Here is a 23,108-nt window from a genome sequence, read left to right on the forward strand (position 1 = left end):
ATCGTGGCCGAGGGCGCCGATGCCGCCTTCGCCGCCGCCGACGCGCTGCTGGCCCCCGGCCGCGCCCGCGCGCTGAAGCCGGCGCGGCTGATGCTGCTGGGCTATCACGCGCTGCTGCGGCGGATGCGGGCGCAGGGCTTCGAACCGCCGCGCCGCCGCCCACGGCTCGGCCGGGCAGAGAAGCTGGCCATGGCGCTGCGGACGCTGCGGCCTTGAGCGAGGCCCCCGCCACCCATGTGGTGGGCGCGGGCATGGCGGGTCTGGCGGCGGCCTGGGCGCTCTCCCATCAGGGCCGCCGCGTGGTGCTGCACGAGGCCACCCCCGCCGCCGGCGGCCGCGCCCGCGCCCTGCCCGATGGCACCGACAACGGCACCCACGCCCTGCTCGGCGCCAACCCGGCGGCGCTGCGCTTCCTGGCGGAGATCGGCGCCCGCGCCGGCTGGGTGGAGCCGGAGCCGGACCGGCTGCCGGTGCTGGACCTGGAGAGCGGCACCTTTCTCCGCGTGGCGCTCTCGCCGCTTGGCTGGTGGCGAAAGGAGGCCCGCCCGCCGGGGCTGGACGCCGCCGGGCTGCTGGCGCTGCTGGGCGCCGCCCGGCCGGGCCGCCGCGTCACGGTGTCGGAGGCCTTCGCCCGCCATCCGGTGCTGCTGCGCGGCTTCGTCGAGCCGCTGACGCTGGCGGCGCTGAACACCCCGCCGGAACAGGCCGGCCTGCGCCGCCTCGGCGCCGTGCTGCGCCGCATGGGCCGCCCCGGCGCCTGCCGCCTCTATGTGGCGCGCGAGGGGCTGGGGCCGGATCTGGTGCAGCCCGCGCTGGCGGCGCTGGCGGCGCGCGGCGTCGAGATCCGCCCGGGCGACCGCCTGCGCGCGCTGACGGTGGAGGATGGCCGCGCCACCGCCCTGCACTTCGCGGGCGGCACGCTGCCGGTGGAGGGCGGGGTGATCCTGGCCACGCCGCCCTGGGAGAGCGCGCGGCTGCTGCCCGGCCTGCGCGTGCCGGAACGCCACGCGCCGATCCTGAACCTGCACTACGCCCATGCCAGCGGCGGCCCGCTGCGTTTCCTGGGGCTGCTGGGCGGCGTCGGGCAATGGGTGCTGGTGCGCCCCGGCGCCGTGGCGGTGACGGTGAGCGCCGCCGCCGCCGTGCTGGAGACACCGCTGGAGGTGCTGGCGGAGCGCGTCTGGCGGGAGGTGCGCCGCGCCGCCCTGGCCGCCCGCCTGCCCGGCGGCTGGCCGGAAGCCCTCCCCGCCTGGCGCGCCGTGAAGGAGCAGCGCGCCACTCCCCTGCACAGTGTCGACCAGCCCGCGCCGCCGCCGGTGCTACCCTTGCCCAACCTGGCCCTGGCCGGGGACTGGATGGAGCCGCTCCTGCCCGCCACCATCGAGGCCGCCACCCGTTCCGGCCTGCGCGCCGCAGCCGCCCTGGCGCGCGCCCTCCCGAAAGCCGCCGCCCGATGACCGAAAGCCCCGCCGCCGCCCTCGCCGCCCTGCGCGCCGAGACGCAGCACCCCACCCTTCGCGAGCGCCGCGCCCTGCTGGCCGCCCTGGCGCGGGAGGTGCTGCGCCGCGCCGAGAATTTCGCCGCCGCCGCCGATGCCGATTACGGTGGCCGCTCCACGGTGGAGACGCTGATCGCCGACGTGCTGCTGGTAGCGCAGGCGGCGCGGCGGGCGCGGCGCTGGCTGTGGTGGTGGGCGATGCCGCGCCCGGTGCTGGCGCCCTTCCCGTTCCAGCCGGCGCTGGCCTGGGTGGAGCCTGTGCCGAAGGGCGTGGTGGGGGTGATGGCGCCCTGGAACTACCCCATCCAGCTCGGGCTGTGGCCGCTGGCGGAGGCGATCGCCGCCGGCAACCGCGTGGTGCTGAAGCCGAGCGAGCACACCCCCCGCACCGCCGCGCTGCTGGCCGAGGTGGTGGACGCCGCCCTCGGCCCGCGCATGGCCCGCGTGGTGCAGGGCGATGCGGCGGTCGCCGCCGACTTCGCCGCGCAGCCCTGGGACCACCTGGTGTTCACCGGCGGCACCGGCATCGGCCGCGCAGTGATGCGCGCGGCGGCGGAGCACCTGACGCCGCTGACGCTGGAACTCGGCGGCAAGTGCCCCGTGCTGGTGCTGCCGGGCGCCGACCTCGCCCGCGCGGCGCGGGCCATCCTGGCTGGCAAGGCGGTGAATGCCGGGCAGACCTGCGTGGCGCCCGACACGGTGCTGCTGGTGGGCCACACGGCCGAGGCCTTCGCCGCCGCCTGCCGCGCCGCCGCCGTGCCGGTGGAGACCGCCGTGGCCCCCGCGCAGCGGGACGAGCAGGCGGCGCTGGTGGCGGGCGGCGAGGCGCTGCCCGGCGGGATCGTGCTGGTGGCCGACGACAGCGCCGAGGAGCTGTTCGGCCCGGCGCTGGCGCTGCGCGCGGTGCCGGATCTCGCGGCGGCGATTGGCTGGGTCCGGGCGCGGCCGGCGCCGCTGGCGCTCTACCTGTTCGGCGCCAGCCGGGCGGAGGCCGCCGCCGTGGCCGCCGGCACCCGCGCCGGCGCGCTGGTGGAGGAGCGCTGCGTGGAGCACGCCGCCTTCACCGCCCTGCCCTTCGGCGGCGTCGGCGCCTCGGGCTTCGGGCGCTACCATGGGCGGGCGGGGTTCGAGAGCTTCAGCGACCTGCGCGGGCGGGTGCGGCACGGCCCCTTCGCCCTGGCGCGGATGTTCGACCCGCCGCGCAGCGCGCGGGTGCGGAAGCTGGCGCGGCAGTTGCTCCGCTGAGGCGGCGGGGCGCTCCAGCCCGCCGCCCTCTTCCCTGCTTCCGCGCGGCCCGGTGCAAGGCAAGAGCCCCGCGTGTCTCACATGACAGAAAAGCCATGCATGGTCCGATGCTGCACCCGCGAAATACGCAGTGCTGAAGCCTGGGGGGTGTCCCTATATTCCTTTTCGCAGCCGCAGCATCGCGGCCGTTTCAAAGGAACAGGGGTCTACCCATGTCCGAATTCCTCTTTGTCACTGTCGTTGCCGCCCTGGTCGGGGGTGGACTGTATGCCCGGTCCCTGATGGACCTGAACTGGCCCGCGGGCCTGCCGCGCATCAGCTCGGCGGAGTAACCGGCCGACACACGCGGCGCCTGCCTTCTGCGGCGGGCGCTGGTCCGGACGGCGCGGCGACGAGCCGCGCCTCCCGCACTTTCCAGGGATCGCGGCCCGGAGATCGTGCCGAGATCGCGCCGCCCAGGCTGCGGAAGAGGCGGATGCGGGCGACGGGACTCGAACCCGTACATCCCTGAGGACGGGGGCTTTTAAGGCCCATGCGTCTACCATTCCGCCACGCCCGCACCGCCGGGGCTTCCTGCCACAGCGGCGCAGGCGGCGAAAGACCTCCCCCCTCAGCCCGCCGCGATGCGGCGGCAGTGGTTCAGCGAGGCCTCGATGAGGTTGTCGCTCGCTTCCGGCGTGCGGAAGGCCGAGTGGGCGGAAAGCGTCACGTTCGGCAGCGCCGTCAGCGGGTGGCCCGCCGGCAGCGGCTCGATGTTGAACACGTCCAGCGCCGCATGCGCCAGCCGCCCCTCGCGCAGCGCCGCGATCATGGCGTCCTCATCCACCACCGCGCCGCGCGCCGTGTTCACCAGCATGGCGGTGGGCTTCAGCTGCGCCAGCTTCTCGGCGGAGAGAAAGCCGCGCGTCTCGTCGTTCAGCAGCAGGTGCACCGAGAGCACGTCGCTCTCCGCCAGCAGCCGGTCGAGGCTGACGAATTCGATGCCCTCGGCGGCCTTCGGGCTGCGGTTCCAGGCCAGCACCTTCATGCCGGCGCCGCGGCAGAGCCGCGCCATCTCGGCGGCGATGCCGCCATAGCCCAGCAGCCCCACCGTCTTGCCGGTCAGCTCCACGCCATCGGTGCGCACCCAGTTGCCGGCGCGCATCTCGCGGTCCATGCGGGCGATGCCCTTGGCGGCGATCCACATCAGGGTGAAGGCCATCTCGGCCACCGCCGTGTCGCCATAGCCCTTGATGATGTGGACCTCGATGCCGCACTCGGCCTGGAGCTCCTCCGGGTTCATGTAGCTGCGCGCGCCGGTGCCGAGGAACACCACATGCTTCAGCGAGGGGATCTGCTTGGCGATCGCCGTCGGCAGGGCGGTGTGGTCGATGATGACGATGTCATGCCCGGCCACCAGGGCGGGCAGCTCCTCCGGCGTCACGTCGGGCTGGACGTTGATCGTCACCGGCATGTCGCTGTCGCGGCGCAGGCGCCGCATCACCTGGCCCAGAGCCTCGCCGGCATCCACGAAAATGGCGCGCACAGACACTCTCCTTTGATTCCGCGCGCATGGTAGCGGCCTCCGGCAGCGCGTCCAGGGTGGCGGGCGGGCAGGGCTCCATGCCCTTCCAGGCGGCGTGCCGTATTCCGCCGGCCGGCCCGGGCCGCTATGCCGGTGCGGCAAGGCCCGGAACCCAGGGCCTGCCATCCGCAAGGAATTCCACCGCCGTGCCGAGCCCTGCCGCCCCCGCCACCCGCGCCGAAGCCCTGGCCGAGACGCTGGCGGAGCGGATCGTCTCCGGTGCGCTGAAGCCGGGCCAGCGGCTGGACGAGCAGGCCCTGGCCGCCGAGGCTGGCATGTCCCGCACCCCGGTGCGGGAGGCCCTGCGGCGCCTGACGGCCACGGGGCTGGTGGAGTTGCGGCCGCACCGGGGCGCCGTGGTCGCCTCTCCGGCACCGGACGGGTTGCGCGCCGCCTTCGAGCTGCTGGCCGAGATGGAGGCGCTCTGCGCCCGCTGGTCGGCGCTGCGCATGGCGCCGCAGGAGCGCGCGGCGCTGGAGGAGCTGCACCACGCCATGGCCGCCCTGGTCCGTGCCGGCGACCGCACGGGCTACCGCGCGGCCAACCGCCGGCTGCACGGGCTGATCTATGCCGGGGCGCACAACCCGCCCTTGGCCGAGGTGGCGCAATCCACCCATCAGCGCCTGGCGCCGTTCCGCGGCGCCCAGTTCGAGGCGCCGGAGCGGCTGGCACGCTCCCACGCCGAGCATGGCCAGGTGGTGGCCTGCCTGATGCGCGCGGACGCCGAAGGCGCGGCCGAAGCCATGCGGCGGCATATCTTCTCCAGCGGCGCCTCCTGGGAAAGCATTTCCGGACGGCCGGAGCACAGTAAGCGCCGCATTTGATCATTAAATAGGCTCTTACGCCGACATTGCATACAATTTCTGCGGCAGGAGGAATCTGGCCGTCCGTTTCCTCCGGCCGTCTCCTTCCGGCAGCGCGATCATGTCCGGGCCAGCCCAGCGCCTTCCACCTATGCGGTGCGCCCGCGCAGGACTGGCACGCCGTTTGCTGACCCTTCCCCGGTGAACCCGCCCGCCACTTCCGGCGCGGCGGGGCCGAGCAGGGCAGGCGCATGGACCTCACCCTTTCCGCCGGCATGGCGGACATCGACGGCTTCCGCCGCCGCTATGCCGCGGGCGAAAGCCCGGCCGATCTGCTGCCCGCCCTGCGCGGCCGCATCGCCGCCTGCGACGACCCGGGCATCTTCCTCCATCTCGCCAGCGCCGGGGCCATCGAGGCCGCCGCCGCCGCGCTGGACCCGGCCGACCGGGAGCGCCTGCCGCTCTGGGGCATCCCCTTCGCGGTGAAGGACAATATCGACGTGGCGGGCATGCCCACCACCGCCGCCTGCCCGGCCTTCGCCTACACACCCGCGCGCCATGCGGGCGTGGTGGAACGGCTGGTGGCGGCGGGCGCCATCCCCATCGGCAAGACCAATCTGGACCAGTTCGCCACCGGCCTCGTGGGCGTGCGGACGCCGCACCCGGTGCCCCGCAACCCGCGCGCGCCGGGGCGGGTGCCGGGCGGCTCCTCCTCCGGCTCGGCCGTCGCCGTGGCGCGAGGGCTGGTGCCCTTCGCGCTGGGGACGGACACGGCGGGCTCCGGCCGCATCCCCGCCGGGCTGTGTGGGCTGGTGGGGCTGAAGCCCACCCCCGGCGCTGCCTCCACGCGCGGCGTGGTGCCGGCCTGCCGCTCGCTCGACTGCGTTTCCATCTTTGCCCACAGCGTGGCGGAGGCCTGGACGGCCTATGCGGCGATGGCCGGCGCGGATGCGGAGGACCCTTTCTCGCGCGACATCCCCCTGGGCCTGCCCGCCGCCGCCCCGCCGGTGCGCGTGCTCGGCATCCCCGCCGAGGCGGACCGGCCGCGCTTCGAGCCGGAAGCCGAGGCCGCCTGGGACGCCGCGCTGGAGCGCTGCCGCGCCCTCGGCCTGGAACTGCGCCCGGTGCCGATGGCCGCCTTCCGCGAGGCCGCCGCGCTGCTCTACGAAGGCGCCTGGGTGGCCGAGCGGCTGGCCTCGCTGGAAGGTTTCTTCCGGTCCGCCCCGCCCGGTGCGGTGCTGCCGGTGACACGCGGCATCATCGAGGCGAATGGCCGCCGCCACAGCGCGGCCGACGCCTTCCGCGCCTTCCACCGGCTGGCCGAGCTGCGCCACGCCACCGCCCCGCTCTGGGGCGAGATCGACGCGCTGGCCGTGCCGACCGCGCCCCTCTTCCCCACCCTGGAGGATCTGGCCGCCGACCCGGTCGGGCCGAATGCCCGCCTCGGCACCTTCACCAACTTCGTCAACCTGCTGGGCCTCGCGGCGCTGGCCGTGCCGGGGCCGGACCGGCCGGACGGGCTGCCGGCGGGCGCCACCTTCATCGGGCCTGGCGGCAGCGATGCCCGCCTCGCGGCGCTCGGCCTGCGCTTCGAGGCCGCGGCATGAGCGAGATGGAGATTGGCGTCGTCGGCGCGCACATGTCCGGCCTGCCGCTGAATGGCGAGTTGCTGGCGCTGGAGGGCCGCCTGCTGCGCGCCACCCGCACCCGGCCCTGCTACCGGCTGTTCCGCCTGCCCGGCGGCCCGCCCTTCCGCCCCGGCCTGCTGCGCGTGGCGGAAGGCGAGGGCCATGCCATCGCGCTGGAGGTGTGGGCGCTGCCGCGCGCGAGCATCGGCGCGCTGCTGGCGGCGATCCCGGCGCCGCTCGGCCTCGGCACGCTGCTGCTGGCGGATGGCACCGCGCCCAAGGGCTTCCTGGTGGAGGCCGAAGGCGCGCGGCAGGCCGAGGATATCTCTGACAGTGGCGGCTGGCGGGCCTGGCTCGCCAGCCGCGCCACGGCGCCCGCCTGATGCATCGCCCTACCCAACCCGAAGGAAGATTGCCCATGCAACGCCGCGCCTTCCTGGCCGCCACCGCCGGCGCCCTCGCCGCCCCCGCGCTGCGCCCCGCGCCCGCCGAGGCGCAATCGGCCAGCCGCGCCGAGACCCTGCTGCTGGTGCAGGAATACGGCCCCAACAGCATGGACATGCAGGGCATCGGCGCCTCGCAGCCGGTGAACGGCGTGGCGCTGAACTGCTACGACCGGCTGCTGAGCTACAAGAAGGTGCCGCTGCCCGATGGCCAGGGCCACACCTTCACCCTGCACGCGCTGGAGCCGGAGCTGGCCGAGAGTTGGCAGGAGGCCAGCGACGGCATGAGCGTCACCTTCAAGCTGCGCGAGGCGAAGTTCCATTCCGGCCGCCCGGTGCGCGCGCAGGACGTGAAGTGGTCGCTCGACCGCGCCGTCTCCATCGGCGGCTTCGCCACCACGCAGATGGCGGCGGGCAGCATGGAGAAGCCCGAGCAGTTCGTGGCGCTCGACGACCGCACCTTCCGGATCGACTTCATCCGGAAGGACAAGCTGCTGATGCCCAATCTCGGCGTCACCATCCCCTATGTCATCGACAGCGAGACGGCCAAGGCCAATTCGGGCGGCGACCCCTGGGCGAAGGAGTGGCTGAAGAACAACGTCGCCGGCTCCGGCGCCTTCCGCGTGGAGAGCTGGAAGCCCGGCGTCGAGACCATCTATGCCCGCAACGACGACTGGTGGAATGCCAGCAAGCCGAAGCTGCGCCGCATCATCACCCGCGACATCCCCTCCCCCTCCACCCGCCGCGCGCTGCTGGAGCGGGGCGATGCCGATGTCTCCGCCCTGCTGCCGCCGAAGGACTTCGCCGACCTCGCCGCGGCGGGGAAGGTGAAGGTGGTGGGCGTGCCGGTGCCGAACGGCATCTGGTACTGCGCCATGAACAGCGCCACCGGCCCCTTCACCGATGTGCGGCTGCGCCAGGCCGTGGCCTGGGCGATGCCCTACGAGAAGATCATGCAGGCGGCGCTCTACGGGCGCGGTGTCGTCATGTCCGGCGCCGAGGGCGGGCCGACCACCGCCTGGCCGCAGCCCTTCCCCTACAACACCAACATCGAGAAGGCGCGCGCCCTGGTGCAGCAGGCGGCGCCGGGCGGCATCACCACCTCCGTGCTGTTCGACGCCGGCCAGGCCACGGTGGCCGAGCCGATCGCGCTGCTGGTGAAGGAGGCGCTGGCGCCGCTCGGCATCACCGTCGAGCTGAACAAGGTGCCGGGCAGCAACTTCCGCGGCGAGCTGGCGAAGAAAAACTCGCCCATGGTCATCAACCGCTTCGCAGGCTGGCTGGACTGGCCGGACTACTACTTCTTCTGGAACTTCCACGGCAGCAACTCGATCTTCAACGTCGCCTCATACCAGAACCCGGAGATGGACAGGCTGATCGACGCCGCCCGCTTCACCTCGGACGCGGCGGCCTATGAGGCGGCGGTGAAGGGTTTCGTGGGCATGGCGCAGCGCGAGGCGCCGGTGGTGCCGCTGGCGCAGCCGCTGCACGACATGGCGATGCAGAAGAACATCGGCGGCTACCAGTTCTGGCCCTGCCGCGAGCCGGATTTCCGCGCCTTCACCAAGGGCTGAGGAGGAGCGGGGCCGATGTTGCGCACCGTGCTGTCGCGGCTGGGGACGGCGTTGCCCAGCCTGGCGGGGGTGGTGGTCATCACCTTCCTGCTCACCCGCGTGCTGCCCGGCGACCCGGCGCTCTACTTCGCGGGGCCGGTGGCCTCGCCGGAGGCGATCGCCGCCATCCGCGCGCAGCTCGGCCTCGACCAGCCGCTCTGGACGCAGTTCGCCGGCTATGTGGCGGCGCTGTTCCGGGGCGATCTCGGCGTCTCCCTCACCACCGGCCGCCCGGTGGTAGAGGATATCGCGGCACGGCTTCCGGCCTCGGCGGAACTCACCCTGCTCGGCCTGTTCATCGCGGTGGGCATCGCCGTGCCGCTCGGCATCCTCGCCGCGCTGCGGCAGGGCTCGTGGATCGACCATCTCTGCCGGCTCGTCACCACGGCGGGCGTCTCGCTGCCGGTGTTCTTCACCGGGCTGCTGGCGGTCTATGTGTTCTACTACCTGCTCGGCTGGTCTCCCGCGCCCCTTGGCCGGCTCGACAGCTTCCTGAGCGAGCCGCCCGCGCGCACCGGCTTCCTGCTGATCGACAGCCTGCTGGCGGGCGATGCGGAAGTCTTTCGCGCGGCACTCGGACAAATCCTGCTGCCGGCGCTGACGCTCGGCATCTTCGCCCTCGCCCCGCTGGCGCGCATGACGCGGGCCGCGATGCTCGCCGCCCTCTCCGCCGAGTTCATCCGCACCGCGCGGGCGAGCGGCCTCGGCGGGCGCACCATCGTCTTCGCCTATGCCTTCCGCAACGCCATGCTGCCGGTGCTCACCACGCTGGGCATGGTGTTCTCCTTCCTGCTCGGCGCGAATGTGCTGGTGGAGAAGGTCTTCGCCTGGCCCGGCATCGGCTCCTACGCGGTGGAGGCGCTGATCGCCTCGGACTTCGCGCCGGTGCAGGGTTTCGTGCTGACCATGGCGATCCTCTACATCCTGCTCAACCTGGCGATCGACCTGCTCTACGGGCTGATCGACCCCCGCATGCGGAAGGTGGCGTGATGGCCGAGAACCCGGCTCTTCCGGCCGCCAGGGCGCCCTCCCCGCTCGCCGCCCTGCTGCGCCACGCGCGGCACGTGGTGGGGGAGAACCCGGTCACCGCCATGGCCTTCGGGCTGTTCTTCCTGCTGCTGCTCTGCGCCCTCCTCGGCCCCTGGATCGCGCCGCACGACCCGCTGGCGAGCGACACGGCCCGCGCCCTGGCGCCGCCCTCCCTGAGCAACCCCTTCGGCACGGACCATCTGGGGCGGGACATCCTCTCCCGCGTCATCGTGGCGACCCGGCTCGATCTCGGTATCGCCATCTGTTCGGTGGCGCTGGTGTTTGTCCTCGGCGGCCTCGCGGGTGTCGCCGCCGGCTTCTTCGGTGGCTGGACGGACCGCATCGTCGGCCGCATCGCCGACACCATCATGGCCTTCCCGCTCTTCGTGCTGGCCATGGGCATCGTCGCCGCGCTCGGCAACACGGTGACGAACATCGTCATCGCCACCGCCATCGTGAACTTCCCGCTCTATGCGCGCATCGCCCGCGCCGAGGCGGCGGTGCGGCGGGAGGCCGGCTACGTGCAGGCCGCGCGCCTCACCGGCAATGGCGAGTGGCGCGTGCTGCTCGGCACCATCCTGCCCAACATCCTGCCGATCATGGCGGTGCAGATGTCGCTGACCATGGGCTACGCCATCCTCAACGCGGCGGGGCTCTCCTTCATCGGCCTCGGCATCCGGCCGCCCATGCCGGAATGGGGCATCATGGTGGCGGAGGGCGCCGCCTACATCGTCTCCGGCGAGTGGTGGGTGGCGCTGTTCCCCGGCCTCGCGCTGATGCTCGCCGTCTTCACCTTCAACCTGCTCGGCGACGGTCTGCGCGACATCGTCGACCCGCAGCGCCGGAGCTGAGCCGATGGACAGCAACACGGTCCCGCTGCTCGATGTCCGCGACCTGACGGTGGAGTTCGCGACAAGGCGCGGCACGGTGCGCGCGGTGAAGCGCGTCAACCTCTCCATCGGCCGTGGCGAGACGCTGGGCGTGGTGGGGGAGAGCGGCTCGGGCAAGTCCGTCACCTCCTACGCGGTGATGCGCATCCTGGAGCGCACGGGGCGCATCGCCGAGGGCAGCATCGCCTTCTCCGGCGTGCCCCTGCGCGAACTGCCGGAGCGCGAGATGCGCGACCTGCGCGGGCGCGAGATCTCGATGATCTTCCAGAACCCGCGCGCCGCGCTGAACCCGATCCGCCCCGTGGGCCAGCAGATCGCCGATGTGCTGCGCCGCCACGGCCAGGCGACGCGCGCCAATGCGCGGGCCAAGGCCATCGCCGCGCTGGAGCAGGTGCGCATCGCCCGCGCCGCCGAGCGGCACGACGCCTATCCCTTCGAGCTGTCGGGCGGCATGTGCCAGCGCGTGGTCATCGCGCTCGCCCTCGCCTGCCGCCCGCGCCTGCTGATCGCCGACGAACCCACCACCGGCCTCGACGTCACCACCCAGAAGGCGGTGATGGACCTCGTCACCGAGCTGACGCGCGAGCGCGGCATGTCCACCCTCCTCATCACCCACGATCTTGGCCTCGCCAGCGCCTATTGCGACCGCGTGGCGGTGATGCAGCAGGGCGAGGTGGTGGAGAACGCGGATGCCATAGCCATCTTCCGCGCGCCCGCCCACGCCTACACCCGCCGGCTGATGCGTGCCACGCCCCGCCCCGGCGCCGGGCTGCGCGACCTGCTGCCCGAGGGCGCCGCCCCCGCCCCCCTCCCGGCGCCCGACCCGCGCGCCGGCGAGCCGCTGCTGGAGGTGGAGGGGCTGGTGAAGGAATATCCCCGCGCCGGCCTCGACGGCTGGCTGGCCAGGCTCGCCGGCCGCGCGCCGGAAGCGCCCTTCCGCGCAGTGGACGGCATCTCCTTCCGCGTGAACCGGGGCGAGAGCGTCGGGCTGGTGGGCGAATCCGGCTGCGGCAAGTCCACCACCTCGATGATGCTGATGCGCCTGCTCGACCCCACCGCCGGGCGCATCCGTTTCGCCGGGCAGGAGATCGGCGCCATGCCGGCCCGGGGCTTCGCCGCCTCGCCGCTGCGGCCGCGCATCCAGATGGTGTTCCAGGACCCGACCGACAGCCTCAACCCCCGCCTCACCGCATCCCGCGCCATCGCCGACCCCATCCTGCGCATGGGGGCCGAGCGCGGCGCGGCACTCCAGGCGCGCATCGAGGAACTGGCCGATCTCGTCGGCCTGCCGCGCATCCTGCTGCACCGCTTCCCGCACCAGCTCTCCGGCGGGCAGAAGGCGCGGATCGGCATCGCCCGCGCCATCGCGCTCAACCCCGACCTCGTCATCCTCGATGAACCCACCGCGGCGCTCGACGTCTCCGTCCAGGCGGTGGTGCTGAACCTGTTGCAGGACCTCAAGCTCAGGCTCGGCATGAGCTACCTCTTCGTCAGCCACGATTTGCACGTGGTCCGCCTGCTCTGCGACCGCGTCATCGTCATGCGGCAGGGCAAGGTGGTGGAGGAAGGCTCCTCCCAGCAGGTGCTGGAGAACCCGCGCGCCGACTACACGCGCGAACTCATCGCGGCGATCCCGCACCCGCCGGTTTAGCGCGCGATCGTCGGAGGCCGCAGGCCGGAGACGTGAATCGCACGCGCGAAGAAAGCGCTGGGGAAGCACAGCTTCCCCAGGCCCCTTCAGTTTCTGCAAGTTCTCGGGCGCCGCTGGCGCCCTCCGGGAGAGACACCATGGCCAAAGACCCGATCGAACAGGCGGTGGAGACAGCAGCGGAGCTGCACGGACTCACACTGCAAGCCGAATGGCTCGAAGCCGCCACCACCGCCCTGCGCACCGTGGCGGCGGCGGCGCGGCTGGTGGAGGAGTTTCCTCTGGAGGACGACGCCGAATACGCGCCGGTGTTCCACGCATGAGCAACACCGCCAGCGACATCGCCGCCGCCATCCGCGGCCGGCGCGCCACCGCCCGCGCCGTCACGGAAGCGGCCCTGGCGCGCATCGCCCTGGAAAACCCCACGGTCAACGCCTTCACCGATATCACCGCCGAACGCGCCCTCGCCCGCGCGGACGCCATCGACGCGCAGCTTGCCGAAGGGCGCGACCCTGGCCCGCTCGCCGGCGTGCCCTTCGCGGTGAAGAACCTGTTCGACATCGCCGGGCTGCCCACCCGCGCCGGCTCCCGGATCAACCGCGACCGCGCCCCCGCCCCGCGCGACGCCTTCCTCGCCCGCAAGATGGAAGAGGCCGGCGCCATCCTGCTTGGCGGCCTCAACATGGGCGAATACGCCTACGACTTCACCGGCGAGAACGCGCATGACGGCCCCTCCCGCAATCCGCGCGACCTCGCGCGCATGACAGGCGGCTCCTCCGGCGGCTCCGGCGCGGCGGTGGCCGCCGGCATGGTGCCGGTGGCGCTGGGGTCCGACACCAACGGCTCCATCCGCGTGCCCGCTTCGCTCTGCGGCGTGTTCGGCCTCAAGCCCACCTATGGGCGCCTCAGCCGCGCCGGCACCTTCCCCTTCGTCTCCTCCTTCGACCATCTCGGCCCTCTCGCCGCCGGTGTCACCGACCTCGCCCTCGCCCACGACGCCATGCAGGGCACAGACCCGGAGGACCCGATGCAGGCGCAGCGCCCCGTGGAGCCGGTACTGCCCTCGCTGGAGGATGGGATCGGTGGTCTCCGCATCGCCATCGCCGGCGGGCATTTCGCGCAGGGTGGCCACCGGGCGGCGCATGACGCCGTGGCGCTGGCGGCCAAGGCGCTCGGCGCCAGCCGCGTGGTGGAGTTCCCCGAGGCCACCCGCGCCCGCGCCGCCGCCTATGTCATCACCGCCGCCGAGGGCGCCGCCCTGCACGCGGAGCGCCTGTGCGCCCGCGCCGCCGATTTCGACCCCGAGGTGCGGGACCGGCTGATCGGCGGCCTCGCCATCCCCGCCGCCTGGGTGGCGCGGGCGCAGCGCTTCCGCCGCTGGTACCAGGCGCGGGTGCTGGAGCTGTTCGCCGAGGTGGACCTGATCCTCGCCCCCGCCACCCCCGTCCGCGCCCCGCGCCTCGGGCAGAAGACGCTGGAATGGGAGGGGCAGAGCCTGCCGCTGCGGCCCAATCTCGGCCTCTACACCCAGCCTGTCTCCTTCATTGGCCTGCCGGTGGCCGCGGTGCCGCTCTGGCCCGATGACGGATTACCGGTCGGCGTGCAGATCATCGCCGCGCCCTGGCGGGAGGATCTGGCGCTGCGCGCGGCGCGGGTGCTGGAGCGGCAGGGGGTGGCGCGGCTCTGAAGGACGGGGGGCGGGTTCACCCCGCCCGCCCCACGTGCCAGCATCCGCCCCCGGATCACCAGGGAGCAGAGCCATGCGCGCACGGATTCGGGGCACCGAGATCTATTTCGACGTGGAGGGGATGGGCCTGGTGCCCGACGGCGCGGAGATGCGCGAGCGGCCGGCGGCCTTCATCCTGCACGGTGGCCCGGGCGGCGACCACAGCGGCTTCAAGCCCGGTTTCTCGCCCCTCGCCGAGCGGATGCAGCTCGTCTATGTCGACCATCGCGGCCAGGGCCGCTCCGCCAAGGGCGACCCCGAGACCTACACGCTGGACGAGAATGTGGAGGACCTGGAGGCGCTGCGGCAGCATCTCGGCCTGGGCCCCATCGTCTCCATCGGCACCTCCTATGGCGGCATGGTGTCGATGGCGCATGCGGCGCGCTACCCGGAGGCGGTCTCGCACCTGGTGCTGGTCGTCACCGCCGCGCATTCGGGTTTCGTGCAGCGCGCGCAGGAGATCGTGGCCGAGCGTGGCACGCCGGAGCAGCAGGCCATGTGCCAGCGCCTGTGGGACGGCACGCTGACCACGGTGGAGGACCTGAAGCAGTACTACGCGGTGATGGGCCCGCTCTACGCCGTGCGCCATGACGAGGCCGCCGCCGCCCCCGGCCGCGCCCGCACCCTGCACGAGCCGGCGGCGCTGAACCGCGCCTTCCGCCCCGGCGGCTTCCTGCGCGAGGGCTTCGACCTGCGCCCCGAGCTTTCGCGCATCACCGCGAAGACGCTGATCCTGGCCGGGCGGCACGACTGGATCTGCGCCCCGGAATTCTCCGAGGAGATCCATCGCCTGATCCCCGGCTCGGACCTGCGCGTCTTCGAGCGCAGCAGCCACTCCATCCGGGTGGACGAGCCGCAGGCAATGATGGACGCCATCAAGGGCTTCATCGTCTACTGACGGCGTTCCGGGAGGGGCGGCGCCCCCTCCCGCCGCTCATTCCCCGGCATCCAGCGCCAGGTTGAGCGCCAGCACGTTGACGCGCCGCTCGCCCAGCAACCCGAGTTGCGGCCCCTCGACATGCCGCGCCAGGATCTCCCGCAGCCGCGCCTCCTCCATGCCGCGCGCCGCCGCCACGCGCGCCACCTGCCGCAGCGCGTTCTGCGGCGAGATGTGCGGGTCGAGCCCCGAGCCGGAGGCGGTAGCGGCATCCGCCGGCACCGGCGCAGGCCCGGCCCCGGCCACCCGCCCGCGCACCGCCTCCAGCAGCGTGGCGCTGCTCGGCCCGAGCTGGGAGGCGGCGCCGGCGCTGGCGTCGTAGCCCGCGGCCGAGGGGCGCGGGTGGAAGTAGCGTGCTTCGGTGAAACCCTGCCCGACCAGGGCGGAGCCGATGACCCGGCCTTCCCGCGCGATCAGGCTGCCGCCCGCCTGGGCGGGGAACAGGGCGTTGGCCAGGCCGGTCATCGCCAGCGGCGCGGCGAGGCCCAGCAGCAGGGTGAACAGCCCGACCGTGGTGGCGGCGGGGCGGAGGATGCTTCGCATGGTTCAGGCAAGCCCCAGCAGCGAGAGGATCAGGTCGATGGCCTTGATGCCCAGGAAGGGCGCCACGAGGCCGCCCAGCCCGTAGACCAGCAGGTTGCGGCGCAGCAGCGCGGCGGCGCCGGCGGGGCGGTAGCGCACGCCGCGCAGCGCCAGCGGCACCAGCGCCACGATGATCAGCGCGTTGAAGATCACCGCCGAGAGGATGGCGCTCTCCGGGCTTTCCAGCCGCATCAGGTTCAGCGCCTGCAATTCCGGATACTGCGCCACGAAGATGGCCGGCAGGATGGCGAAGTACTTCGCCACGTCGTTGGCGATGGAGAAGGTGGTGAGCGCGCCGCGCGTGATGAGCAGCTGCTTGCCGATCTCCACCACCTCGATCAGCTTGGTCGGGTCGCTGTCGAGGTCGACCATGTTGCCGGCCTCGCGCGCCGCCTGGGTGCCGGTCTGCATCGCCATGCCGACATCGGCCTGGGCCAGCGCGGGCGCGTCGTTGGTGCCGTCGCCCGCCATGGCGACGAGCCGGCCCTCCCCCTGCGCCGCGCGGATGTAGCGCAGCTTGTCCTCGGGCGTGGCCTCGGCGATGAAATCGTCCACCCCCGCCTCGGTGGCGATGGCGGCGGCGGTGAGGCGGTTGTCGCCCGTCACCATCACGGTGCGGATGCCCATGCGGCGCAGCGCGGCGAAGCGGTCGCGCATGCCGGGCTTGACGATGTCCTGCAGCGCGACGAGGCCGAGCAGCCGGCCGTCTTGCGCCACCGCCAGCGGCGTGCCGCCCTGGCGGCCGATGCGCTCCACCGCCTGCGCCACCTCCGGCGGCGCGGTGGTGCCGGTGGCCTTCAGCAGCGCCTCCACCGCGCCCTTGCGAAAGCGCGCCTCCGGCGTGTCCAGCCCCGAGAGGCGGGTCTGCGCGGTGAAGGGCACCGCCACGGCACCCGGCGGCAGGGCCGGCACGGCGAGCCCGTGCCGCTCCCGCGCGAAGGCCAGGATGGAGCGGCCCTCCGGCGTCTCGTCGGCCAGCGAGGCGAGCAGGGCGGCGCGCGCCAGATCCTTCCCGGCCACGCCCGGCGCCGGGATGAAGGCCGCCGCCTGGCGGTTGCCGAGGGTGATGGTGCCGGTCTTGTCCAGCAGCAGCACGTCCACGTCGCCCGCCGCCTCCACCGCGCGGCCGGAGGTGGCCAGCACGTTGAAGCGCAGCAGCCGGTCCATCCCCGCGATGCCGATGGCCGAGAGCAGGCCGCCGATCGTCGTCGGGATCAGGGTGATGAGCAGCGCCGCCAGCACCGGCACGGCGGGCGGCGCGCCGTTCCACGAAGCCAGCCCGACCAGCGTGACGACGGCGATGAGGAAGACGATGGTCATCCCCGCCAGCAGGATGTCGAGCGCGATCTCATTCGGCGTCTTCTGGCGGGAGGCGCCCTCCACCAGTCCAATCATCCGGTCGAGGAAGGTGCCGCCCTGCGCGGCGGTGATGCGCACCACCAGCCAGTCGGAGACGACGGTGGTGCCGCCCGTCACGGCGCTGCGGTCGCCGCCCGATTCCCGGATGACGGGGGCGCTCTCGCCGGTGATGGCCGCCTCGTTCACCGAGGCGATGCCCTCCACCACCTCGCCATCGGAGGGGATCAGCTCGCCGGCCTCGACCAGCACCAGGTCGCCCACGCGCAGCTCGGTGGCGGCGCGGGGCTGCCACAGGCTGCGGTCGCCGGCGCGCAGCAGCAGCCTGGCGCGCGTCTCGCCGCGGCCGCGGCGCAGGCTCTCGGCGCGCGCCCGGCCGCGCCCCTCCGCCACCGCCTCGGCGAAGGTGGCGAACAGCACCGTGGCCCAGAGCCACAGCGCGATGCCGGCGGAGAAGCCCCAGGCGCCGCCCGAGAGCGCCGCGCGCAGCGCCAGCAGCGTCACCAGGATGGAGACCACCTCGGTGGCGAAGATCACCGGGTTGCGCAGCAGCTGCGCCGGGTTGAGCTTGCGGAGCGCGTCCAGCGCGGCGCGGCGCAGCAGGGGGCCGTCGAGCAGCGCGGGGGCGGATGGGTCCCGGCGCGCGGCGGTGGCCGGCGCGGGCATCGGCGCGGGCATGTGCGTGTCCATGATGCGTGTGCCTCAGAAGGTCTTGCCGGCCAGCAGGGAGAAATGCTCGGCGAGCGGGCCGAGGGCGAGGGAGGGCAGGAATTGCAGCCCGCCCAGGATCAGGATCACCCCCGCCAGCAGCCCGGCGAAAAGGGGCCCGTGCGTCGGCAGGGTTCCGGCGCCCTCGGGGGCGCGCGGCTTGGCCGCCAGGCTGCCGGCGATCGCCATCACCGGCACGAGGTAGGCGTAGCGGCCGAGCAGCATGGCCAGGCCCAGCGTGGTGTTGAACCAGGGCGTGTCCGCCGCCAGCCCGCCGAAGGCCGAGCCGTTGTTGCCGGCGGCCGAGCTGTAGGCGTAGAGCATCTCCGACAGGCCGTGCGGCCCGGCATTGGCGAGGGATGCGGTGGCCGAGGGCAGCACCAGCGAGACGGCGGTGAGGCCCAGGATGGCGGCCGGCAGCACCAGCACCGCCAGCATGGCCAGCTTGATCTCGCGCGCCTGCACCTTCTTGCCGAGATATTCCGGCGTGCGCCCCACCATCAGCCCGGCGATGAACACGGCGAGCAGCGCGAAGACCAGCATGCCGTAGAGGCCGGAGCCGACGCCGCCCGGCAGCACCTCGCCGAGCTGGATCAGGAACAGCGGCACCATGCCGCCGAGCGGCGTGAAGCTGTCATGCATGGCGTTGACGCTGCCGCTCGAGGCGCCGGTGGTGGCCGCCGCCCAGAGCGCGGAGAGCGCGGTGCCGAAGCGCACCTCCTTGCCCTCCATGTTGCCCGGCGCCGGGTCCAGCCCGGCGGCCAAGTGCAGCGGGTTGCCCGCGGCCTCGGCGGCGTAGATGGCGGCGGTTCCGGCCAGCACGAAGCCCAGCATCACCGCCAGCAGGGCGCGCCCCTGCCGCGCATCGCCCACCAGCCGGCCGAAGGTGATGCAGAGCGCGAAGGGGATGACCAGGATGGCCCAGCATTGCAGCAGGTTGGAGAGCGCGTTCGGGTTCTCCAGCGGGTGCGCGGAGTTGACGCCGAAGAAGCCGCCGCCATTGGTGCCGAGTTGCTTGATGGCCACCTGGAACGCCGCCGGCCCGAGCGCGATGAGCTGCGTGCCGCCCTCCAGCGTGCGCGCCTCGGCATAGTCGGCCAGGGTCTGCGGCACGCCGCAGGCCACCAGCGCCAGGCCGAGCAGCAGCGCGAGCGGCAGCAGCAGGTAGAGGGTGACGCGGGTGAGGTCGGCCCAGAAATTGCCGAGCCGCGCGACGCCGCCCGCCGCCAGCGCGCGGCAGAAGGCGAGGGCCAGCGCGATGCCGGTGGCGGCGGAGAGGAAGTTCTGCACCGTGAGCCCGGCCATCTGCGCGAGGTAGGACATCGCCGCCTCGCCGGAATAGGCCTGCCAGTTGGTGTTGGTGACGAAGCTGACGGCGGTGTTGAAGGCCAGCCAGGGCGAGAGGCCGGGCAGGCCGCGCGGGTTGAGCGGCAGCGCGCCCTGCAGCCGCAGGAGGGCGTAGAGCAGCAGGAAACCGGCGAGGTTCACCGCCAGCATGGCCAGCACATAGCCGCGCCAGCCCTGCCCGGCCGTGGGGTCGATGCCGCCGGCGCGGTAGAGCAGCGCCTCCAGCGGGCGCAGCCAGCGCACCCGCCCCTCGGCGATGGCGGCGGCGTATTGGCCGAGCGGCACGGCGGCGAGCGCCGCCAGCGCCAGGGTCAGGGCGATCTGCGCCCATCCGAGGAGGGTCATGGCGTCACAGATCCTCGGGGCGCAGCAGCGCCCACAGCAGGTAGCCGAGCAGGCCGAGGCTGACGGCGCCGCCCAGCATCAGGTCCAGCAGGCCGGGCATGGCGGTCAGATCCGGTCGCAGGCGGCGGCGTAGGCCGCCATCAGGCCGAAGAAGCCGAGGCCCAGCGCCAGCAGCAGGAGGTCGGTCATGGGGGTGTTCCGCGAAAGGAAGGCGGCGGGCGGAGGCCGCCGCCGGCACCACCCCCGATAGGCCCGGCCGCCGCAAAGAGGCGATGTGGAATTCCCGGTCCGCGCATAAAAAATCCATAAAAATCAACATCCCCGCTCGCTGCGGGCAGGATGGGCGCGCTAGTCTCGGCCGGCATGGCCGAAGCCTCCTCCCGCCCCGACCCCGATGCGCTGCTGGCGCTCGCCGCGCGTGCGGGGCGCGGCCGGCTGAAGGTGTTCCTCGGCGCCGCCCCCGGCGTCGGCAAGACCTACGCGATGCTGGCCGCGGCGCGCCGGCTGCACGCGGCGGGCGGCGCGGTGCTGGTGGGGCTGGTCGAGACGCATGGCCGGGCCGAGACGGCGGCGCAGATCGGCCCGCTGGCGCTGCTGCCGCGCCGGCGCATCACCTACCGGGGCCAGGCGCTGGAGGAGTTCGACCTCGACGCCGCCCTCGCCCACCCCTCCGCCCGCCCGCCCGGCGTGCTGCTGCTGGACGAGCTGGCGCACGGCAACGCCCCCGGCAGCCGCCACCCCCGGCGCTGGCAGGATGTGGAGGAGTTGCGCGACGCCGGCATCGAGGTCTGGACGACGATGAACGTCCAGCACCTGGAGAGCCTCGCGGACGACGTGGCGCGCATCACCGGCATCCGTGTGCAGGAGACGGTGCCCGACCACGTGCTGGCCGGCGCCGACGCGGTGGAGCTGATCGACCTGCCCCCCGCCGAGCTGCTGGAGCGGCTGCGCCAGGGCAAGGTCTATGCCCCCGAGCAGGCGGCGCGGGCGCTGCGCGGCTTCTTCCGCGAAGGCAATCTGGCGGCGCTGCGGCAGATGGCGCTGCGCCGCACCGCCGAGCGCGTCGATGCCGACGTGACCGGCTACATGCGCGCCAACGCCATCGCCGGCCCCTGGCCGGCGGGCGAGAGGGTGCTGGCGCTGGTGGGGGGCGACGGCGCGGCGGAGGCGGTGGTGCGGCAGGCCCGCCGCCTGGCCGACGCGCTGCGCGCGCCGCTGCTGGCGCTGCATGTGGAGACGCCCTCCGGCGCCGGCCTCTCAGGCGCCGATCTGGACCCCGACCCGGCGCTGCGCCTCGCCGCACGCCTCGGCGCCGGGGTGGAGAGCACGGTGGCGCGCGACCTGCCCGCCGCCGTGCTGGCCCATGCCCGCGCCCGCAACGTGACGCATCTGGTGATGGGCCGCGGCCGCCCCGCCCTCTGGCGGCGGCTGACCGGCCGCAGCCTGGCGGCGGCGCTGGGCCGCCCGGGCGGGGATTTCGCGCTGCACCTGGTGCCCGCTCCCGCCCCCGCCCTGGCCCTGGCCCCGGCCGCCGCCCCGCCGCCCCGCGCCCTGCCCGGCGTGCCGCTGCGCGCCACCAGGGTGGCGGTGCCGGGGCTGGTGGGGCTCGCCACGCTGCTCGGCCTCTGGGCCGATGCCAGCGTGCCGGAGGGCGGCACCGGCATGATCTACCTCGCCGCCGTGGTGGCGCTGGCGGCGGGCTTCGGGCCGCTGCCGGCGGCGGCGGGCGCGCTGCTGGCCTTCCTGGCCTGGGATTTCCTGTTCCTGGAGCCGCGCCTCACCCTCTCCCTCTCCGGCGTGCAGGAGGTGACGGGGGCGGCCATCTTCGTCTGCGTGGCGCTGCTGCTGGCCGGCACCACGGGCGGGCTGGGCCGCTCGGCGGCGCGGGCGCGGGCGCGGCTGTTCGGCATGCGGCGGCTGGTGGAGCTCTCCCGCCGGCTGGCCGCCGCCGCCTCGCCCGCCGATCTGCTGGAGGTGGTGGCGCAGGAGGCGGAGCGGCTGGCCCGCCGCCCCGCCTGCGTGCTGCTGGGGCTGGAGGGCGAGCCGGTGCCGCGCGCCGCCCGCCCGCTGGACGCCGGGCCGGACGCGGATTCGATGGCCGCCGCGCGCTGGGCGCTGGCGCATGACCGCCGCGCCGGCGCCGGCACCGACGCGCTGCCCGCCGCCGCCTGGCAGTTCCGCCCGCTGCGCACGCGGGAGGGCGCGCTCGGGCTGATCGGGCTGCGGATGGACCTGCCCGGCCTGCCGCCCCTCGACGACGAGCGCGACCGCGCGCTGGACTCGCTGGCCGACCAGGCCGCCATCGCCCTGGAGCGCGACCGGCTGACACAGGACCAGGCGCGCCTCGCCGCGCAGGCCGAGACGGAGGCGCTGCGCTCCGCCCTGCTGGCCTCGATCGGGCATGACCTGCGCACGCCGCTCACCGCCATACGCGGCGCGCTGGAGACGCTGCGCCTCTCCGGCGCCGCCCTCTCCGCCGCGGTGCGGGCGGACCTGCTGGAGACGGCGGAGGCGGAGACGGTGCGGCTCAACCGCTACCTCGCCAACATCATCGACCTGGTGCGGCTGGAGAGCGGCCAGCTCCAGCCCCGGCGCGCGCCGGTGGATCTCGACGACGCGCTGCGCACCGCCACCGCCCGCGCCGCCCGCGCCAGCGGGCGGGAGATCGCGCTCAGCGTGCCGCCGGGCCTGCCCGAGCCGCGGCTGGATGCCGTGCTGCTCGACCAGGTGCTGGCCAACCTGCTGGACAACGCCCTGAAGTTCTCGCCCCCCGGCAGCCCGGTGCGGGTGGCGGCGCGGCGCGCGGGGCCCGAGCTGGTGCTCAGCGTGGAGGATGCGGGAAGCGGCATTCCGGCCGACCAGCTCGGGCAGGTCTTCGACCCCTTCTTCCGCATCCGCCGTGGCGATTCGGCGCCGGCCGGCACCGGGCTGGGCCTCGCCATCTGCCGCGGGCTGGTGCATGCCATGGGCGGGCGCATCACCGCGCAGAGCCCGGCGCGGGAGGCACCAGGAGAGAACCCGGGAACCCGCATGTCGGTCCACCTGCCGCTATGAGCCAGCCGCCGCGCATCCTGGTGGTGGATGACGAGAAGCAGATCCACCGCTTCCTCGGCCCCGCGCTGGGCGCCGCCGGCTACGCGCCGCTGCGGGCGGAGACGGCGCAGGAGGCGCTGCGCCTGGCCGCCACCGCCGCCCCCGCCCTGCTGCTGCTCGACCTCGGCCTGCCGGACATGGACGGGCAGGCGCTGATCCCGCGCCTGCGCGCCTTCTGCCCCGCCCCCATCCTGGTGGTCTCGGCGCGCGGGCAGGAGACGGAGAAGGTGGCGGCGCTCGACGCCGGCGCCGAGGACTATGTGGAGAAGCCCTTCTCCCTGGCCGAGCTGCTGGCGCGCATCCGCGTGGCGCTGCGCCGGGCCGAGGCGGCGGGCGCGGCGCCGGCCCCGGCGGCGGCGCGCATCGAGATCGGCCCGCTGGCCATCGATCTGGAGCGCCGCCTCGCCCGGCTGGGCGAGGACCCGCCGCTGCACCTGACGCCGCGCGAATGGGAGCTGCTCGTGGCCCTGGCGCGGGCGCGCGGGCGGGTGATGACGCAGCGCCAGCTGCTCGACGCCGTCTGGGGCCCGGCACATGCCGAGGACGCGCAGTATCTGCGCGTCTATGTCGGGCACCTGCGGCAGAAGCTCGGCGCGGCGGCGGGGCTGCTGCGCACCGAGCCGGGGGTGGGCTACCGGCTGGAGGAGGGCTGA

The 23,108-nt window shown here is 74.1% G+C and carries 19 protein-coding genes, 1 tRNA gene and 1 pseudogene; 15 read left to right on the forward strand and 6 right to left on the reverse strand.

Annotated features, from left to right (window positions below; all coding sequences use genetic code 11):
• The 3 genes and pseudogenes from ACFOY6_RS13360 to ACFOY6_RS13370 form a co-directional block, all read left to right on the forward strand.
• A pseudogene (locus ACFOY6_RS13360) lies at positions 1 to 216 on the forward strand (presqualene diphosphate synthase HpnD); the annotation flags it as partial.
• On the forward strand, positions 213 to 1,457 hold the full coding sequence (locus ACFOY6_RS13365; protein WP_379651155.1) for a hydroxysqualene dehydroxylase: 1,245 nt from the start codon (positions 213 to 215) through the stop codon (positions 1,455 to 1,457). The pseudogene ACFOY6_RS13360 and the gene ACFOY6_RS13365, both read left to right, overlap by 4 nt.
• The gene (locus ACFOY6_RS13370) at positions 1,454 to 2,743 is read left to right on the forward strand and encodes an aldehyde dehydrogenase family protein (RefSeq protein ID WP_379651157.1); all 1,290 of its coding nucleotides are present in this window, start codon (positions 1,454 to 1,456) and stop codon (positions 2,741 to 2,743) included. The genes ACFOY6_RS13365 and ACFOY6_RS13370 overlap by 4 nt, the downstream gene beginning before the upstream one ends.
• 476 nt (positions 2,744 to 3,219) lie before the next feature.
• Here ACFOY6_RS13370 and ACFOY6_RS13375 read toward each other — a convergent pair.
• Positions 3,220 to 3,302 (reverse strand) — tRNA-Leu (locus ACFOY6_RS13375).
• A 51-nt stretch (positions 3,303 to 3,353) separates the two neighbouring features.
• Complete coding sequence (locus tag ACFOY6_RS13380) at positions 3,354 to 4,268, reverse strand: NAD(P)-dependent oxidoreductase (RefSeq protein WP_379651160.1); 915 nt, start codon at positions 4,266 to 4,268, stop codon at positions 3,354 to 3,356.
• 185 nt (positions 4,269 to 4,453) lie between these two features.
• Here ACFOY6_RS13380 and ACFOY6_RS13385 point away from each other — a divergent pair, with 185 nt between their 5' ends.
• From ACFOY6_RS13385 to ACFOY6_RS13430, 10 genes are all read left to right on the forward strand, one after another.
• A complete protein-coding gene (locus ACFOY6_RS13385) occupies positions 4,454 to 5,131 on the forward strand; it encodes a GntR family transcriptional regulator (protein ID WP_379632574.1) in 678 nt (225 codons plus the stop codon).
• Positions 5,132 to 5,361: 230 nt separating this feature from the next.
• Positions 5,362 to 6,717 carry an allophanate hydrolase gene (atzF, locus tag ACFOY6_RS13390; protein WP_379651162.1) on the forward strand — a complete coding sequence of 452 codons (1,356 nt, stop codon included), beginning with the start codon at positions 5,362 to 5,364 and terminating at the stop codon, positions 6,715 to 6,717.
• Positions 6,714 to 7,121 (forward strand): allophanate hydrolase-related protein, encoded by a 408-nt coding sequence (locus ACFOY6_RS13395; protein ID WP_379632570.1) that lies wholly within the window; start codon positions 6,714 to 6,716, stop codon positions 7,119 to 7,121. The genes atzF and ACFOY6_RS13395 overlap by 4 nt, the downstream gene beginning before the upstream one ends.
• A gap of 35 nt (positions 7,122 to 7,156) precedes the next feature.
• Positions 7,157 to 8,755: an ABC transporter substrate-binding protein gene (locus ACFOY6_RS13400; protein WP_379651164.1), complete on the forward strand. Its 1,599-nt coding sequence runs from the start codon at positions 7,157 to 7,159 to the stop codon at positions 8,753 to 8,755.
• 15 nt (positions 8,756 to 8,770) lie between these two features.
• Positions 8,771 to 9,784, forward strand: coding sequence for an ABC transporter permease (locus tag ACFOY6_RS13405; protein ID WP_379632568.1), 1,014 nt, complete (start codon positions 8,771 to 8,773; stop codon positions 9,782 to 9,784).
• Complete coding sequence (locus ACFOY6_RS13410) at positions 9,784 to 10,674, forward strand: ABC transporter permease (RefSeq protein ID WP_109518686.1); 891 nt, start codon at positions 9,784 to 9,786, stop codon at positions 10,672 to 10,674. The genes ACFOY6_RS13405 and ACFOY6_RS13410 overlap by 1 nt, the downstream gene beginning before the upstream one ends.
• A gap of 4 nt (positions 10,675 to 10,678) precedes the next feature.
• On the forward strand, positions 10,679 to 12,364 hold the full coding sequence (locus ACFOY6_RS13415; protein ID WP_379651166.1) for a dipeptide ABC transporter ATP-binding protein: 1,686 nt from the start codon (positions 10,679 to 10,681) through the stop codon (positions 12,362 to 12,364).
• A 137-nt stretch (positions 12,365 to 12,501) separates the two neighbouring features.
• Positions 12,502 to 12,684 carry a DUF4089 domain-containing protein gene (locus tag ACFOY6_RS13420; protein ID WP_379632560.1) on the forward strand — a complete coding sequence of 61 codons (183 nt, stop codon included), beginning with the start codon at positions 12,502 to 12,504 and terminating at the stop codon, positions 12,682 to 12,684.
• Positions 12,681 to 14,048 carry an AtzE family amidohydrolase gene (locus ACFOY6_RS13425; protein WP_379651168.1) on the forward strand — a complete coding sequence of 456 codons (1,368 nt, stop codon included), beginning with the start codon at positions 12,681 to 12,683 and terminating at the stop codon, positions 14,046 to 14,048. Before ACFOY6_RS13420 ends, ACFOY6_RS13425 begins: the two co-directional genes overlap by 4 nt.
• A gap of 73 nt (positions 14,049 to 14,121) precedes the next feature.
• Positions 14,122 to 14,985: an alpha/beta fold hydrolase gene (locus tag ACFOY6_RS13430; RefSeq protein WP_379651170.1), complete on the forward strand. Its 864-nt coding sequence runs from the start codon at positions 14,122 to 14,124 to the stop codon at positions 14,983 to 14,985.
• A 36-nt stretch (positions 14,986 to 15,021) separates the two neighbouring features.
• Here ACFOY6_RS13430 and kdpC read toward each other — a convergent pair whose 3' ends face one another.
• The 4 genes from kdpC to kdpF are packed head-to-tail and all read right to left on the reverse strand — an operon-like array spanning position 15,022 to position 19,462.
• Positions 15,022 to 15,567 carry a potassium-transporting ATPase subunit KdpC gene (kdpC, locus tag ACFOY6_RS13435; protein WP_379651172.1) on the reverse strand — a complete coding sequence of 182 codons (546 nt, stop codon included), beginning with the start codon at positions 15,565 to 15,567 and terminating at the stop codon, positions 15,022 to 15,024.
• A 3-nt stretch (positions 15,568 to 15,570) separates the two neighbouring features.
• A complete protein-coding gene (kdpB, locus tag ACFOY6_RS13440) occupies positions 15,571 to 17,628 on the reverse strand; it encodes a potassium-transporting ATPase subunit KdpB (protein ID WP_456316935.1) in 2,058 nt (685 codons plus the stop codon).
• Between the two features lie 36 nt (positions 17,629 to 17,664).
• On the reverse strand, positions 17,665 to 19,362 hold the full coding sequence (gene kdpA / locus ACFOY6_RS13445) for a potassium-transporting ATPase subunit KdpA (protein ID WP_379651176.1): 1,698 nt from the start codon (positions 19,360 to 19,362) through the stop codon (positions 17,665 to 17,667).
• Positions 19,363 to 19,366: 4 nt separating this feature from the next.
• On the reverse strand, positions 19,367 to 19,462 hold the full coding sequence (gene kdpF, locus ACFOY6_RS13450) for a K(+)-transporting ATPase subunit F (protein ID WP_219929795.1): 96 nt from the start codon (positions 19,460 to 19,462) through the stop codon (positions 19,367 to 19,369).
• A 239-nt stretch (positions 19,463 to 19,701) separates the two neighbouring features.
• Between kdpF and ACFOY6_RS13455 the strand changes: the two genes are divergently transcribed.
• Together ACFOY6_RS13455 and ACFOY6_RS13460 are read left to right on the forward strand one after the other, a co-directional pair.
• On the forward strand, positions 19,702 to 22,416 hold the full coding sequence (locus ACFOY6_RS13455; RefSeq protein WP_379651179.1) for an ATP-binding protein: 2,715 nt from the start codon (positions 19,702 to 19,704) through the stop codon (positions 22,414 to 22,416).
• Positions 22,413 to 23,108 (forward strand): response regulator, encoded by a 696-nt coding sequence (locus tag ACFOY6_RS13460; RefSeq protein WP_379651181.1) that lies wholly within the window; start codon positions 22,413 to 22,415, stop codon positions 23,106 to 23,108. Before ACFOY6_RS13455 ends, ACFOY6_RS13460 begins: the two co-directional genes overlap by 4 nt.

This window comes from Teichococcus aestuarii (genome assembly GCF_042651065.1).
Lineage (GTDB): Bacteria > Pseudomonadota > Alphaproteobacteria > Acetobacterales > Acetobacteraceae > Pseudoroseomonas > Pseudoroseomonas aestuarii.

Coding starts and splice junctions, on each gene's coding strand:
- ACFOY6_RS13400 (WP_379651164.1), top strand. CDS start 7,157: ATGCAACGCCGCGCCTTCCTGGCCGCCACCGCCGGCGCCCTCGCCGCC.
- ACFOY6_RS13455 (WP_379651179.1), top strand. CDS start 19,702: ATGGGCGCGCTAGTCTCGGCCGGCATGGCCGAAGCCTCCTCCCGCCCC.
- kdpC (WP_379651172.1), bottom strand. CDS start 15,567: ATGCGAAGCATCCTCCGCCCCGCCGCCACCACGGTCGGGCTGTTCACC.
- ACFOY6_RS13410 (WP_109518686.1), top strand. CDS start 9,784: ATGGCCGAGAACCCGGCTCTTCCGGCCGCCAGGGCGCCCTCCCCGCTC.
- ACFOY6_RS13370 (WP_379651157.1), top strand. CDS start 1,454: ATGACCGAAAGCCCCGCCGCCGCCCTCGCCGCCCTGCGCGCCGAGACG.
- kdpF (WP_219929795.1), bottom strand. CDS start 19,462: ATGCCCGGCCTGCTGGACCTGATGCTGGGCGGCGCCGTCAGCCTCGGC.
- kdpB (WP_456316935.1), bottom strand. CDS start 17,628: ATGCCCGCGCCGGCCACCGCCGCGCGCCGGGACCCATCCGCCCCCGCG.
- ACFOY6_RS13395 (WP_379632570.1), top strand. CDS start 6,714: ATGAGCGAGATGGAGATTGGCGTCGTCGGCGCGCACATGTCCGGCCTG.
- ACFOY6_RS13405 (WP_379632568.1), top strand. CDS start 8,771: ATGTTGCGCACCGTGCTGTCGCGGCTGGGGACGGCGTTGCCCAGCCTG.
- kdpA (WP_379651176.1), bottom strand. CDS start 19,362: ATGACCCTCCTCGGATGGGCGCAGATCGCCCTGACCCTGGCGCTGGCG.
- ACFOY6_RS13460 (WP_379651181.1), top strand. CDS start 22,413: ATGAGCCAGCCGCCGCGCATCCTGGTGGTGGATGACGAGAAGCAGATC.
- ACFOY6_RS13420 (WP_379632560.1), top strand. CDS start 12,502: ATGGCCAAAGACCCGATCGAACAGGCGGTGGAGACAGCAGCGGAGCTG.
- ACFOY6_RS13415 (WP_379651166.1), top strand. CDS start 10,679: ATGGACAGCAACACGGTCCCGCTGCTCGATGTCCGCGACCTGACGGTG.
- atzF (WP_379651162.1), top strand. CDS start 5,362: ATGGACCTCACCCTTTCCGCCGGCATGGCGGACATCGACGGCTTCCGC.
- ACFOY6_RS13425 (WP_379651168.1), top strand. CDS start 12,681: ATGAGCAACACCGCCAGCGACATCGCCGCCGCCATCCGCGGCCGGCGC.
- ACFOY6_RS13430 (WP_379651170.1), top strand. CDS start 14,122: ATGCGCGCACGGATTCGGGGCACCGAGATCTATTTCGACGTGGAGGGG.